At 28.5% G+C, this 14549-nt stretch carries 12 protein-coding genes; all 12 read right to left on the bottom strand.

The features are described 5' to 3' along the window. Positions 1 to 150 precede the first annotated feature (150 nt). Positions 151 to 1767, bottom strand: a complete 1617-nt coding sequence (locus tag KO506_RS04805; RefSeq protein ID WP_215993744.1) for a hypothetical protein — start codon at positions 1765 to 1767, stop codon at positions 151 to 153. Positions 1768 to 1934: 167 nt separating this feature from the next. Then, positions 1935 to 2846 (bottom strand): hypothetical protein, encoded by a 912-nt coding sequence (locus tag KO506_RS04800; protein ID WP_215993743.1) that lies wholly within the window; start codon positions 2844 to 2846, stop codon positions 1935 to 1937. Between the two features lie 739 nt (positions 2847 to 3585). Next, positions 3586 to 4269: a GOLPH3/VPS74 family protein gene (locus KO506_RS04795; protein WP_215993742.1), complete on the bottom strand. Its 684-nt coding sequence runs from the start codon at positions 4267 to 4269 to the stop codon at positions 3586 to 3588. Between the two features lie 104 nt (positions 4270 to 4373). Continuing rightward, positions 4374 to 6599 (bottom strand): CocE/NonD family hydrolase, encoded by a 2226-nt coding sequence (locus KO506_RS04790; protein WP_215993741.1) that lies wholly within the window; start codon positions 6597 to 6599, stop codon positions 4374 to 4376. A 40-nt stretch (positions 6600 to 6639) separates the two neighbouring features. Next, entirely contained in the window at positions 6640 to 7203 is a 564-nt protein-coding gene (locus tag KO506_RS04785) for a hypothetical protein (RefSeq protein ID WP_252726785.1), read from the bottom strand. A 168-nt stretch (positions 7204 to 7371) separates the two neighbouring features. Continuing rightward, on the bottom strand, positions 7372 to 8094 hold the full coding sequence (locus KO506_RS04780; protein ID WP_215993739.1) for a LytR/AlgR family response regulator transcription factor: 723 nt from the start codon (positions 8092 to 8094) through the stop codon (positions 7372 to 7374). Beyond that, a complete protein-coding gene (locus KO506_RS04775; protein ID WP_215993738.1) occupies positions 8081 to 9166 on the bottom strand; it encodes a sensor histidine kinase in 1086 nt (361 codons plus the stop codon). The genes KO506_RS04780 and KO506_RS04775 overlap by 14 nt, the downstream gene beginning before the upstream one ends. A gap of 386 nt (positions 9167 to 9552) precedes the next feature. Further along, positions 9553 to 10524 carry a hypothetical protein gene (locus KO506_RS04770; RefSeq protein WP_215993737.1) on the bottom strand — a complete coding sequence of 324 codons (972 nt, stop codon included), beginning with the start codon at positions 10522 to 10524 and terminating at the stop codon, positions 9553 to 9555. A gap of 107 nt (positions 10525 to 10631) precedes the next feature. Then, positions 10632 to 11477 (bottom strand): alpha/beta fold hydrolase, encoded by an 846-nt coding sequence (locus tag KO506_RS04765; protein ID WP_215993736.1) that lies wholly within the window; start codon positions 11475 to 11477, stop codon positions 10632 to 10634. Between the two features lie 145 nt (positions 11478 to 11622). Further along, positions 11623 to 13056: an amidohydrolase family protein gene (locus KO506_RS04760; RefSeq protein WP_215993735.1), complete on the bottom strand. Its 1434-nt coding sequence runs from the start codon at positions 13054 to 13056 to the stop codon at positions 11623 to 11625. Positions 13057 to 13224: 168 nt separating this feature from the next. Further along, entirely contained in the window at positions 13225 to 13794 is a 570-nt protein-coding gene (locus KO506_RS04755; protein WP_215993734.1) for a hypothetical protein, read from the bottom strand. 27 nt (positions 13795 to 13821) lie between these two features. After that, entirely contained in the window at positions 13822 to 14514 is a 693-nt protein-coding gene (locus KO506_RS04750; protein ID WP_215993733.1) for a DUF6624 domain-containing protein, read from the bottom strand. Positions 14515 to 14549 lie beyond the last annotated feature (35 nt).

Genomic DNA, 14549 nt, shown 5'->3' with positions numbered 1-14549 from the left:
TTTCTAATTGTGCATAACGTGTTTGTATATGGTTTGTTGCGTGGTTTAAGCAACTAATTTAGTAAATAATTACCGACCAAGAAAGTCCGCGAGGACTTTCGTAAGTAGGCAAGAAGCCAGCAATAAATTATATACGGTGTTGTGCTTTCGTTATTTCTTTTCATTTTTCAATTGTTGTTTGACTAATGATTTTTTGAAAAAGTATTTATTGTCCATTTTAGCATTTTCAACAATCTCACGTTTTAATTCGCCAGTTGAGTATAAGTTTATTACTTCCTCTATTAATTCTATCAGTCTTAATTGATATTCTTTATTTTCAATCAGAGCAGGAACTCTTAATACTATTTTTTCATCTGCTATCGCCATTGATCCGTCCGAACCAATGTTAATTTTAATAGTATTTGACTTTAAACCTTCAGATATTAAAACTAAATAGTTTGTGAATATGCTTAAAATAAATTTTTTTGAAAATTCCTCAATAGTTAGTTTCTCTCCTTGTTGTGAGTAAAATTTTTGAGGATGTTCTTTTATATTCTTTGACAGTATTAAGTTTTCAAAAGGGTCTTTATTTTGAGTATAATTTGTTGATATAAATGAAAAATCAACATCTTTTAATAATTCTGATAATTTCAAATCTCCTTTAGTATGGCTTGCAAATATTTTAGAGTCTATTTGTGACACCAAAAATTTGTTTTTGCTAAAGGTATAATACTCAACAGTTAATTTTTTTGATTTTGTGTAAAGCCAAAGATTATATAGAAATTGAGAAGAGTGAATTGCTCTTTTTTGGAAATCCCCATATTCTTGCATATCAATAAGTTTTAATAAGGAAGAGTCATTTTTTGTTTTCAACTTTTGTATTTTAAAACCTTGAAGGCTTAAAGAAGATTTAAAATCTAACAATCTTGCTTCTTCTCTAATATTTATTGCTTCTTTATCAACTGAATTTCGTGATTCTTGAATTTCATCTATATTGTCAAAACAGAAAATTGTTTCAGAAATTCGGATTAGTTTAAAAGACAATAAAATTTCCATTAAACTTGAAAATAGTTCATTTCTGGATATTTTAAATTCATTAATTATTCCGTTTTTTTTATACCAACAAATAATTTCACCATCAACGATTTTTGAATTGTGATGATAAGCAATATTTCTCCATTGATTTAGTCGAATGGCTTCTTTTGAAATTATAAATAAATTATTTAGGTTAGTAGTGTTTATTAATTCATCAATTGCAACACCCAAATCCTTTGACTTAATTTCAGAAAAAACAACTTCTTTCTTCCTTCTTATTCTATTTAAATGAAGTAGTAATTTTATAAAAGGTTTTGAAATCCCTTCGATTGTATGACCAATCATTCTTAAAGATTCTTCAAGGTAATCTTCTACACAAAGATTATTTATGTCAACTTGATTGTTGTACAAACTCCAAAATCTCGATATTCCTTGGCTGATTTCGGGTAGCCAAGAACTGTATGCTTCAATTGTTTCTTTTTGATTTATACTTTTCGCACCATTAAAGATTTCAAGGATTCCTTCAATGTTTTTTACTGATTCAGGAGAATCTCTTTCAACAAGTATATAAGATAGCCAATTGTTAACTAAATCGGATGTGGCGAATTTTTTGAGTCGTTCTTCATTTTGAAAATATTTAGAAAAGCAATCTATTATTTCTGATTTTAATTCATCAGGTGACATTCCAAATTCAAAAAATAATGGAAGAGGATTGCTCTGCTCAAAATCGGCTATTTTTCCTTTGTTTTTCAATTATTCTGATTTTTTTTAATGAAGCACAACGTGTTTGTGTATGGTTAGTTGCGTGGTTTAGCGACTAAGTTAGCAAACATTTACGAACCCGTGAATATTCCGCAGGAATATTCGCAAGTAGAGCCTAACACAGCAATTAATTATACACGGTGTTGGCAAATCGTTTTTTATTTTTCGTAAATATATGTTGTCAGTCGCTCGTTGTTTTTTCCATAAACGACTTTCCTTTTCATCATTCCGTTTTTATAATATTCGTATGTTATTCTTTTATTTTGAATTGAGTCATTTATTGTAGTGACTTCTTTAATTTTTTGTCCAAATTTATTTTTATAAACGTAAAATTTAAACCCCTTTTGTGTGTCTTCGTTATTCCAATTTCGAGTGAAACTATATTCATTATTTTCATATGAGTAGTTTTCGGTCCAAATTAATTCGTTATGATTCCAAGATTGTTTAGTTGAGATATTTCCATTCTCATCGTAAAACCATTTATATTTATTCTGATTATCCCAATGTAAATTTGGCGCATAATATTGAGTTTTTTGACCTAATGAATCATAGATAAAGTCAATTTCGCTATACTTATCCCAACTTCGATTTTCTTCAAAGTCAATTTCACTTAAAAGCATATCAGAACTTTCTCTATGTTTTTCAATTACTTCAGGACTTATTCTTTTCTTAAATGTATAATGTTCACGTTTAACTAATTGATTTTTGCTGTTGTAGAAATAGACAACTTTCGTACTATCTTCCATAGCATTAACAGTTCTTTTTTGAACTAAAATAGAACCCTTATAATCATAAAAAGTTTTTCTGCCATTAATAGTGTTAGAAGAAGTCAATAAATCTGTTTCAGATGCTATTTGATTTTCTGAATAAAATTTAGTTATTTTTTGAAGGTTTAATTCAGAACTATCTTTTCCGTGAAAATAGTATTCTTTAAGTGTGATTTTTGGAATTCGCTCTTTGTCAAATTCAATTATTGGTGGACTAATTCGAATTGGTTTTTCAAACTCTTTTTTATCAGAACAGCTTGTAAGGATTACTAAAACTATGATTATGATTATGATTCTGTTCATCTCAAATGTTTGCCAACTTGTATATACACTCAACTTTTATAAGCCTTTAAAACCAAATTGGTGGGCTATGCTGAGTTTTTGTTATTTTTATTTTTATTTCAATTTTCTAATTAAAGATAGTGTTTTATTAGAAATCATCAAACGGATTTTTAATGTTTTAAAACATGAAGTGTTACATTTTTTTTATTCCTGCTTTGGATACTTCAATTTCCAATACTTTTTGAGCTCTTGCGTTGCTTTATATTTCACTATTTTGACCTTCAAATAAATACTTTTTTACTAATTAAAGGTTATTCTGAGAAGTTTACTTTTTATATAATTAAGAGAGGGCTATTTTCTATAATTTTATTTTTTTAATTGTAACAGTAATTTGTGAAAAATCTTTATTAAATTCACTTTTAAATAATATAAATCAGAGTACACGCTTTCGTACACGATTTAATTAAAAATAGAGCAAAAAAGGGTCAAATTCTGCTATTTCGTCGAACTCATAACCCGAAGGTCACTGGTTCGAGTCCAGTTCCCGCTACAAAATATAAAGCTTTAAAAAGTAACGGTTTAGTTTTTCTAAACCGTTTTTTTTACGCCTACTTTAAACGGATCAATTATCTTGAATTCACAATAAATTAGCTTAAATTATAGGTTAATGAATTAAGTGCCTCAATTATTTATAGGGGTAATCTCTTTAAAAGAAATTAATAAACTTTAGATTTCGCTTTTCTGTATGTTTATTTTAATATTAGCTTGCAGCTGCTGTTGCTGCTATCGAAGCTGACATAATAACAACAATCATTGCTGTTATTTGTGTATGAATTTCTTTAATGGTAGTACTTAACATATTGTTTTCAGCATCAGAAATAATAGCTTTAATATTCTTTTTGCTCTTTTTGTAGCGTTCTTTTCCGTAAACAATTCTATCCATATTACAAGTATTTATAAGACTTACCAACATTAGTTCCTCTAGAATAGGTTTTTTATGAAGTTCTACGATTTCATATAATCTTTTTCGTAAGGTGTTTTCTGGTTTTGCATTTACGGTTGGGAATTTGTCATTATTAAATACCCACAAAAATTTCTGCTCTCTTTTTGCTAAAATTCTCTTTGCGATTAGCTTATCGAGAGTTTCTTTTTTTATATCACGTTCTTTGTTACCAAACTTTTGTATCCAATATTTTAGAGAACGTTCTTTCTTTGAGTTTTTTAATATGTCTAAATACTTATTAAGAAAAGTATCATCAATTCTTTTAAAGTTATTTACAACTACTTTTTTGTCAATAATAGTTATACATTCTTTTAACGAAAGTTCTAAAAAAATGGCACCAGCAAATCCATACGTTAATGCAAAAGGGCCTGAATTAAAGCTTCCTTTTTCATCATCTAATGCAAGTAGCAGAAATTTATCTATCAAATTTAAGTCAGTCATAAAATAAGTTATTTATAATATTAGTAGTTTAAATTTGAAAGTTGTTACACGTAATACTATTTGTTTTTAGTTTTAACTTCTGTTTATATTAGAGTGGATTCTTTTTAATTCATTTTGGAATTCCAAATAGGGAAAGAGATAGAACTATTCCCTGTAAAGGTAATTTGTAAAGGTTTTTTTGCATATTTAATACTTTCTGTATTTACATCTTTTCCAGTACCATAATTAATTTGCGCATTATTGTTTTTATTAACGTTAACTACAACAACTATTTTACTGCCTTTTTCAATTTTTTTACTGATTAATTTGGAATTATTGAATGAAATTTGTGCCTTTTGATTCGGTGTAAGTAAATTTCTATGTTCTCTATCTTTCGCATAACTTGCTCTACCAATGTAATAACTTAAATGAAAATATTTATTTTCTGGAGTTAGTTGATATACAGTTACAGAATAATCAACATCTTTTTTATTGATTATCAATTCTAAGTTTCCTAGAAATGAACCATTAATAATAACATCTTCTGTTAAGGTTTCAGATTTAAAAATTAAACCATCTTTTATGTTGATTTGTTCACGTTCAAGAGGCCAAGGATAATAGTCTGTATTAGTCATACTTTTCCGGTCTTTAAAATCTACAGACATAGAAATCTCAGAGTTATTTTCTTTCGATTTTAAAGCATAAAAATCATTCTGCTTATCTGAACTTAAATGAAAAGTTAATGTATCATTAGTCATTGCACTTAAAGTTGGTTTGTGCATCCAAGTATTTGTATTCATTACTTGAAAGTTGACTTTATCTTTTAAAATATTAGGTTTTGTTTTTTCTTTTAAAATATAATCAAACCATTGATAAAGAAGATCTTCTTCAATATTAATTAAAGCAGCTTTGTCTAGTTTATAATTTCTTAAATTTTCTTCTGGCTTGGATTGTGCAGTCCAATGGTCATAAGGGCCAACTAATAAATAATGATTGGGGTTTTTAGCGTATTTGTAATGCTCATTATAATAATACATTGCACCTCTTTGTGAGTCATCATAATACCCTGTAATGGTTAAAATAGGAATGTCAATTTTTGCAAATTCTTGTTTGTACGGAATCATTTTTTTCCAAAAATCATCATAACTTGGGTGTGCCATATATCTATTCCATAATGTATTTACTTGCCCATCTAGACTATCTAGCTTATTAAATGCAACTCCGGTTTTGTACCACTTGTTTTTTAAGGAATTCCAACGATTAAAATCATTCGAAGCTCCAAAATCTAAAAACTTGTTGTTGGTTACATAAAAATTCCAAGAATAGGAATAATTGTGTAATACATTATTTTCCATTGGATAATCAATTCCTGGAGCAATAGCCACCATTGGAACAATTGTTTTTAATGCTGGATGCACTTTGTGTTTCATAGATGCCCATTGTGCAAAGCCATTGTAACTACCACCAAACATAGCTACTTTTTGATTAGACCAAGACTGTTTACTAATCCAATCAATTACTTCATAAACATCTGTATGTTCATATTCCAGCGGTTTTATTTCGCTTTTGCTTAACCTTTTCCCTCTTGTATTGGCAATAATTCCAATATATCCTTTAGATGCTGATAACATAGCACTTACTTCATTGGTTCCTGCATATATAGATGAAACTAGTATCGCCGATTTTTTAGTTGTTGTTTTTCCTTTTCGTTTTACAACTACAATTGAAACTTCTGAACCATCTTTCATAGGAATTACTATACTATCATTTATGGTATACCTACGTTTATGATCTTGTTTTATTTCATCAAAATAAAGTTCTCTTGTTGATGAAAATACGGTGCTTAAAAAATATTTTTTTACTAAATCCTTAGCAGTTGATTGTGATATCTTTTCAGATTTAATATTTTGATACGTATTCTTAAAATTACTAACATAATAATCCGTAGGATCTCTAATAATCAATGCTTTGTCTAAATTAATAACTTGTATATCATCAGAGCTTTTTACATATTTTCTGTAAGATTTTTTAAACGCAACGTTAAAGTTCTTAGAAAGCTTTGCTTCTACATAATGCAAGTATATATCTAAATATTGTCTTTGATCTATTGGTGTTTCTTTAATTCTTTTTTGAAAAGTAACTAGTGCATCTTTATAATTACCTCTAATTAATTGAAACTTAAATAAATCTAGTTCAGACATATTTTTTACATCACATAATTTGGCAAGATGCTGCATTTGATCTGCAAGCCCTACTGAATCTGAAATTTCTACCTTCTTAAAAGGCAACTCTTGTGTATAAGAAGAAATACTAATTACTAATAGAAGTAATAAAAGGAATGATTTTTTCATTTTTTTTGACTTGAAAAATTGATAAAAACGATGATATTTTCTATTTTGGATTTGAGTAATGAATTAATTCTTCATTGTACAAAAAGTCATCTTGAGTTTGAGACATTTTTATAAAATTTTTTATTTCTGGAGCATATAACCAAACTTCATCCGTTTGTGCATTGTATCCTCTAGAATTTGAAACGGTTCCTTTGTATTGTATGGTGTACGCCATAAATGTACCAGCTGCTACAGTTTCTTCTTTAAAAGAGAGAACTTCTACATCTTGACTTTGTTTTCCTGTAGTACCATCTTGACTTGTCCAGTTTTTTTCATATTTCCATTTTTCACCAACTTTTAAAGGCCACTTATATCTTGGTGTTTTACTTACTTCTGGCTTCACAATTTCTGAAACAGGAACAGTATCTTTTCCGATTGTCATACCTAAACCATATGACATTTTAACTGTTTTTCTTGTGTCTTCTCCCTCTGATCTCACTTCTCCTTTATCTGTTACTCCTTTATATTTCCAAACCCATTTTTCTCCAAGGGAATAATCTTTTAGGGTTGGCTGTTTTGCTTCTAAAGACTTGTCTTGATTACAAGACAATATCATTGAAATCATAATTAAATATATGATTTTGGATATTTGTGTTGTTACTTTAAAATAATTCATAATTTGATTTTTAATTAATTACAATACAAAGTAAAGGCGTATGTAACCATTATAAAAGGGAAAGTACAGGAACGTAAATAAATGTAAATGAACGTTAAATACTAAACGATTTTTCTGTTATAAACTATTCCAGTTTTTAAACCTAACTGATTGCCTACTAGAGACTTCTACTTTTTCTCCTGTAGTTAATATAATTTGTAATTTATTATTGAAGTACGGATGAATCTCTTTTATATAATGTATGTTTATCATTTGACTTCTATTCACCCTAAAAAAGACTTTAGGATCTAGTTTTTCTGCCAATAGGTTTAATGAACGTTTAATCATTGCTTTATCAGAACCAAAATACAAACGTGCATAATTTTCTAAAGATTCAATAAAATGAATATCTGTTAACGGAATAAAATGACATTTTTCACCATCTTTTATAAAAATTTTTTGATGCATTGGTAAGGTTATAGGCTCTAATTTTACCCTTTTAGACAATTCTATTTTTACCTTCTCAATGGTTTTAGAAAAGCGTTCGTCTCTTAAAGGTTTTACCAAATAATCTAATGCATTCATCTCAAAAGCTTTTACAGCATATTGATCGTATGCAGTTGTAAAAACCACGTCTGGTACATTGGTTAATTCTTCTAATAAATCAAATCCAGATTTTCCAGGCATGTGAATATCTAAAAATAATAGTTCTGGTTTTAATTCTTCAATTACAGCTATTGCCTCATCTACGTGACTTGCTTCTCCTATAATTTCAAATTCAGGATGTTTTTGTAATGCGCGTTTTACTTCTTCTCTAGCTAAACGTTCATCATCAATAATTATGGTTTTAAATCTTTTCATCGTCTATATGCATAGGAATTATTATTTCAGCGCAGACATTGTCATTTTCATTCTCGGTTAAACTAAAACTTGCCTTATTTTTATATTGAATTTCTAGACGTTTTTTTAAGTTTTCTAACCCTAAACCAATATTTTTATTTTGATTAATTACTCCTGGGTTTTCAACTAAAATATGAATATTGCTATTATTCTTTTTGATTTTTAAGAATACAACGCCACCACCAACTTTTAAATCGATGCCATGTTTAATGGCGTTTTCTATCAATAACTGAATACTTAACGTCGGGATTTTATAATTAATTAATCCTTCATCAATATTGGTTTTTAATTTTAGACGTTCTTCAAAACGCATCTTTTCTAATTCGATATAATCATAAACCAGCGAAAGTTCATTTTTAATAGGTATTAAATCTTTATCTTTTTCATATAATGATGAGCGTAATAAATCTGATAATAAATCAATTGCTCTTCTTGCTGTATCAGGATTTTCAATTACCAAAGATTTAATAGAATTTAAGGAATTGAATAAAAAATGTGGATTTAATTGTGCTGATAAATTGTCTAACTGTGCTTGCTTGGCAATTAAAGAAAGTTGAGCATTCTCTCTTGCTGTAACCACTTCTTTTTGATAATAATGATACAAATGATACGCTAAAATCCAGATTGACATTAATCGTAATCCAGCAAGCAATATTGGATCCCAATAAATAATAGCTTCAAATAAATTCTTATCCTCACTTGCTATTAAAGTCCAGTAAGTGTACCATTTTAAATTGTTTAAAAGCACATAGAGAAAAGCTAATAAAAGTATGCTAGGAATTACACGAATTACCAATTTTTTAATTGGTAATAGACTCCAATTCGCTCTTATAGCAAACAGTCTATATATATGAGTCAAGAAAATTCCGATTGCAACATCTAAAGTATAATTTACAAATGTGTAAAAAACACTATAATTATCTCTAGTATACACTGTATACGCCCAATAAATAGAAACTAAACACCAGCCTATCAATTGACATAGCCAGTACAAACGAGATTTTGATATTTTATTCTTTAGATGTGAACCCATATGAATAGCAAAGGAACGTATATTCCATTAATATAGAAAAAAGAAGTACATGAACGCTACTATTTTGTGTTAAACGCAATTAATTTCATTTTAAAATATTGAATTAGGAAAACGATTTTTAAAGTTTTTACTTTTTTTTCATTAATTACGTGATTCTTTTCAATAATTAATTGTTTCTGTTTTACTAACTTATGATCAACTCCATAAATAGCAATTAATGAGTCTCTTGTTCTAATAGGATTCTGCTCAGTTGCCCAAATGGTATACAGAATAGCAATTAGATTTTTTTGATGCTGTTTAGTAGAGATAATTTTTTTGAATTGGTCTTATTAGAGCAACTCATCATAATTAGAAAACTGAGTAAATATATTTATTTTATTTATAATTTATAATTGCATTAATGATTCAATGATTTGAGCATCTACCCAAAAAACATCTACATTTTCAAAATCATCTGAACCTACATTTCTACTAAAGAAAAGGTATTTACCATCAGGTGTTATACTTGCAGAGGCTTCCCAGGCTTTGGTGTTTATTTTATCACCCAGATTAATTGCATTACCCCAAGTACCATCATTTTGTTTAAAACTGATGTAAATATCAGATTCACCAAAACCATCTTCTTTTTTAGCATCAAATAATAAGTACGATTCATCTGGAGCTATAAATGGATGGCTTAAAAAAGTTCCTGTGTTTATTGCTTTGGGCAAAGCTATAGGTTCTTCATGCTTTCCATCTATCAAACGTGAAAAGCGAATTGGAAACGTTGGATCATTCTCCTTATAGGTGTCAAAATAATAGGTGCCATTTGCAGAAGATGAAAGTCTCATAATATACATAGAATCATTACTTACAGTAGGAGGTGCTAGTTTTTGTAATTCTGACCATCCAGCTTCTGTTCTTTTTAGATAACCATCTCCTAAATGCATGGTTTGTCCATCTGGAGCTATTACTGGCCTTCCTATCCATGGAGATGCTATTTGAGATTTTTCCCATTTTTTATTTTCTTCATTGTATTTGTATTCATAAAAAGCTGATTTTTTATTTTCTTCTCCTCTTCTTATAAAATAAAACGCCTTCATATCTGGGGTAAATGCACTATTGACTTCATACAAATCTGTAGATACAAGACCTGGAGCAAATGGAATTGGTGTTAAACCTGGTGGCTTTTGTCCTAAATAAGCTGCTTCTTTATTTAATGAATCTTTACTTGTTTTTGTGTAACAGGCACTTAGAAATATTGTGAAAATGAGTGTTACTATTATTACATTATTTAGATTTTGAACACTATTTTTTAAGAAACAAAGTTTAGCATAATTGGTAAGTGTTAATTTTTTGTTTTTATCTGATTCTGTCATTTGATTATTTTAATTTGATTTTGAAAACGTATAAATTATCTGAATTTTAATTGCAATCAGTATTTAATTCTTGTTATGCTGATATAGAAATTTCCGAAACAGTTTAATTATAAAATTAAGTCTTCAATTATTTTAAAATTTCTAGTACTTGGTACATGTTTAGAACCTTCTAGTAAAACTATTTCATCTAATGATGAGAAAATTCGTTTGGCTCTTTTTATCATTTTTTTTCCAGGAAATAGGATATCTTTTTCAGCAGCTACAATAGTTAACGGCGTTTTTATATTGTTGGCAGATTGTTTGGAAATAACTGGTAAAGGAGAAAAATCCATATTACAATTTTGAAAAGTTGTTCCCATAAATTGAAGAGCAAAATCATCAGCATCACTAAAAAGAACTTTTATTACTTTTTTTAAATAAGTTTCATTATTTGTTTTTATAAACTTCTTTAATGGAATAAACATTTTAAATAAACCTAAAAGCGGATTGCCATTTACAATATATACAGGTGCAATTAAGTATGCCTTTTTTATTGGTAATTGGTTAAATTCTAAAGCTTTTAAAGAGATAAAACCGCCAAAAGAAAAACCAACCAATGTAACCTCTTTTAACTGTAGTATCTCAGTTATTTCTATCAACCATTTACCATAATCTAGCGTTTTCATTTCTAATCTATTTTCTGCACTTTTATTAGGTTGTGCTAAAACATCAATAGCATACACACAATATTTTGACGCTAAATTTGGGAATGATTCTAAAATTAAAGGTGCACAACCTCCTGTGCCATGTATCAGTAATAAAGGTAGGTTATTTTTATCACCAGAAATAATAACATTTGTAACACCAAACTTTGTTTCTACAATTTTTTCAGAATACTCAATATTCAGTTCTTGTAATTTTTGATTGTATAGATTTAATATTTTTTCTTTTCCTTCTTTTGATTTGAAAAACATATAGTGTTCTTTTTTTTTGATTGATGATCTCTATTAATGTCTACTAGAATTTTATGATGAAAGATTATTGTTTTGCAACAGATGATTCATATTAAAACTATTCTATTAATTAATATTTCTGATTTTATATATTTTTGGAAATGTTTTATTTTTCTATGATTAAGTTTTCCAAGTACCTAAGAGCAGTTGCTATTAGATTCTTTCTGTTTTTTGCTTTTTCATTAAAAGAATCTAAAGTTTCTCTGTCTAATTTTCGGCCTTTAACAAAAACATAGGTTGGATTTTTAAGTGAAGACAAATTAACAAGTGGATTTTCATCTACTACTAATAAATTAGCAATCTTACCTTCTTCAATAGTACCAAGTTGATTCATAATTGAATGCGTTTTAGATGCGTTTACAGTAGCTGTTTTCAAAACTTCATAGTTAGATAGACCAGCATCTTTATAAAAAGCCAATTCTTGATGAATTGAAAAACCTGGAAGCGTAACTCCAATACCACCATCAGTTCCACAAATAATAGGCACACCTGCTTCGTGTAGCTTTTTAACAATGGTCATATGAAAATCATGTTGTTTTTTTATTCGCTCAACTGTAGATGGATTTTCTTGCTTGGAATTAAACCAACGTTCAAACTGTTTTTTACTGTCCGTTTTTTTAATGAGTGGATTCATATACTCTAGTGATTCTGAATCTAAAATACCATCATTCTTCATCATTTGGTAGATATTGTTGAATACAGTAAGTGTAGGACTATAACTCGTGTGTTTAGACTGCGAAATGGAATCAATTATCAATTGTAGTTTAATGGTATCTAAATCAAACTCTAAAGGTTGTTGTACAATTTCTTCAGCATGTTCAATAGATTTGATTTGTGGATTCAAATGATATGAAAATGGTACTTTTTGAGAAGGATGAGCAACAATGTCAATTTTAGAAATTTTGGCTTGTTCAATCACAGCGTCAAATATTTCTTTATCCAATCCATAATAGGTTTTAATGAAATTATAACCTCTTTCTTTATGTGAAATTACCTTAACTTTTGCTTCACTCGCATTCATTAGATTTAAATTATCATCACCTATAAATTCTGATCCTGTTAATTTTGGTCCAGTCGTAAAAAACGTTGGAGAAAAAATATTTTCTTCAATTACATCTTCTTTAATTCTTAAATGCATAGGCATTCCCCAAAGATTTCTAATTGCAGTTACACCATTAGATAAGTATAATCCCAATTCATATCTATCCCAAACATGTACATGCATATCTATAAGTCCTGGGGTTAGAAATCTATTTTCTCCATCAAAAATTTGAATTCCATTAACCTGAATATTGTCAGCAATCTTTTCAATAATCCCTTCTTTTATATACACCATTTTATCAACTAAAACAGTGTCTTTGTTCATTGGAATTATATTGATATTTGTAATTACGTAAGAGTTATTGAATGTTGCTTCATCCTTATCAATATCAAGATAATTTGTTCTTGATGAATCAACCCAAAGTGTAATGATTCCAATTAACACAAGTACACCAATGAGAGCGAAAATAATTTTTAAAAGACGTTTTAATATTTTCATTTAGAAATAAGTTGTTGTTTTGTTTTTTTTTGATTGACGATTAGAACTTTTTAACGAATAGTTTAACTGATTGTTACAGAATATAAATAGTTTTCCTTTTCCACTTTAGATTTGAAAAACATATAACTGAAAATTATAATGAATGATTATGCTAGATTTTTATTTATACTAAAACCTATATCCTATTCGTAAGTGCATATTTAATTCCATTTCACTTTTGTTATTTACATAACCAGCGCGTTTAGCAAATGTGTAACTAAATCCTGCTCCAAGACCAGCTTCATAATTAAAATGTTTGCCTAAATTTCTTCTAATTCCCCAAGTGGGTATAATGGAAAAATCACTTACTACAGGTGCATTGTCTTTATTGAATAAGACAAACCAATCTGGATGATACCCCATTTTTAAGGCAATAAAATTGCCACTATTTCCATCAATTCTTTTTAAGTTCTCTGAGCGTTTTTTGAGGTTGTAATAGAATCTTGGTTCTAAAACGATAACAGGTGTTTGTAGAAAAGGAGAATCATAATCATCATAATAAGTAGTTTCCCATATACCAAAATCAAAACCAATTTCTGTTCTTAGAGCTATGGTGTTTGATAGTTTTGTTTCATTGTATGCCCAGATTCCTAAAACTCCAGTTTGTAACCCGAATGTAGATTTTTCTACACTTGTATTTTGAGATTTGGCGATTAAAGTTAATGCGCACAAAGTCAATGTGATTAAATTTTTTTTCATGATTATGTTTTTTTTTGATAATTATAATTACAGCTTATCGTTTTTAATTTTTATTATTTTGTTTTTTTTAAATGCTTCAGTTCGTTTTATTTGTTCTTCGAGATTCCAATCAAAATCAAATCGATTTTTCAGAAATATGGCTATTGAATCCAATCCAATTGCAGTTCGTCTTTTATCTATATTTTCTGGTTCAAATACTGGCCACAGATTAAAACTTTTAGTTGCTGGGTAGTATTTCATTTGCCCTCCATAAATTTGTAAATCTCCTTTTTCAGTTGCAATTCTATCTTCTGCTCTCACCAAAAAACGTGGCTCTAGTTTTTTATCCTTTACAGCTTGCCTCATCATGGGAAGGTATTGTATTCTAATTTCATTATCTGCATGTTGAATGACATTGCATATCGTCCAATTTCCTTGTTCACCTGCTATTTCTTTCGTAGGCCATCCATATTTATCTAGAATATTTTTAACTTTTCTTTCATTGAAAATATGATTTTTCTTATAGATTGCTTGTTGTTCCTTAACTATATCTGATTCAGCTCCATATATTTTCATAAGTGAATCTCTTAAGGTGATTGGTCGCTGTTCAGTTTTCCAAATTGTATCGAGAACTGCAATCAAATTTTCTTGATTCTCCAATGTTGTCGAGATTCTTTTTGATTGGGTTTTACTAGAGCAACCCATGGTTAATAGTATACTGATTAATAAAATATATTTCATTCGTTAATAATTTTTTTAATTTTGTTGCTGATTAA

The sequence above is a fragment of the Polaribacter vadi genome (assembly GCF_018861005.1).
GTDB lineage: Bacteria > Bacteroidota > Bacteroidia > Flavobacteriales > Flavobacteriaceae > Polaribacter > Polaribacter vadi_A.
Note: the sequence above shows the minus strand (reverse complement) of the source record. Positions and strands in the feature narration are given on the sequence as shown.

Bases quoted from the DNA above. Each gene is read 5' to 3' on its own strand.
- KO506_RS04760 (WP_215993735.1), bottom strand. From the start codon at position 13,056: ATGAAAATATTAAAACGTCTTTTAAAAATTATTTTCGCTCTCATTGGT.
- KO506_RS04755 (WP_215993734.1), bottom strand. From the start codon at position 13,794: ATGAAAAAAAATTTAATCACATTGACTTTGTGCGCATTAACTTTAATC.
- KO506_RS04750 (WP_215993733.1), bottom strand. From the start codon at position 14,514: ATGAAATATATTTTATTAATCAGTATACTATTAACCATGGGTTGCTCT.
- KO506_RS04790 (WP_215993741.1), bottom strand. From the start codon at position 6,599: ATGAAAAAATCATTCCTTTTATTACTTCTATTAGTAATTAGTATTTCT.
- KO506_RS04785 (WP_252726785.1), bottom strand. From the start codon at position 7,203: ATGATTTCAATGATATTGTCTTGTAATCAAGACAAGTCTTTAGAAGCA.
- KO506_RS04795 (WP_215993742.1), bottom strand. From the start codon at position 4,269: ATGACTGACTTAAATTTGATAGATAAATTTCTGCTACTTGCATTAGAT.
- KO506_RS04765 (WP_215993736.1), bottom strand. From the start codon at position 11,477: ATGTTTTTCAAATCAAAAGAAGGAAAAGAAAAAATATTAAATCTATAC.
- KO506_RS04780 (WP_215993739.1), bottom strand. From the start codon at position 8,094: ATGAAAAGATTTAAAACCATAATTATTGATGATGAACGTTTAGCTAGA.
- KO506_RS04770 (WP_215993737.1), bottom strand. From the start codon at position 10,524: ATGACAGAATCAGATAAAAACAAAAAATTAACACTTACCAATTATGCT.
- KO506_RS04775 (WP_215993738.1), bottom strand. From the start codon at position 9,166: ATGGGTTCACATCTAAAGAATAAAATATCAAAATCTCGTTTGTACTGG.
- KO506_RS04800 (WP_215993743.1), bottom strand. From the start codon at position 2,846: ATGAACAGAATCATAATCATAATCATAGTTTTAGTAATCCTTACAAGC.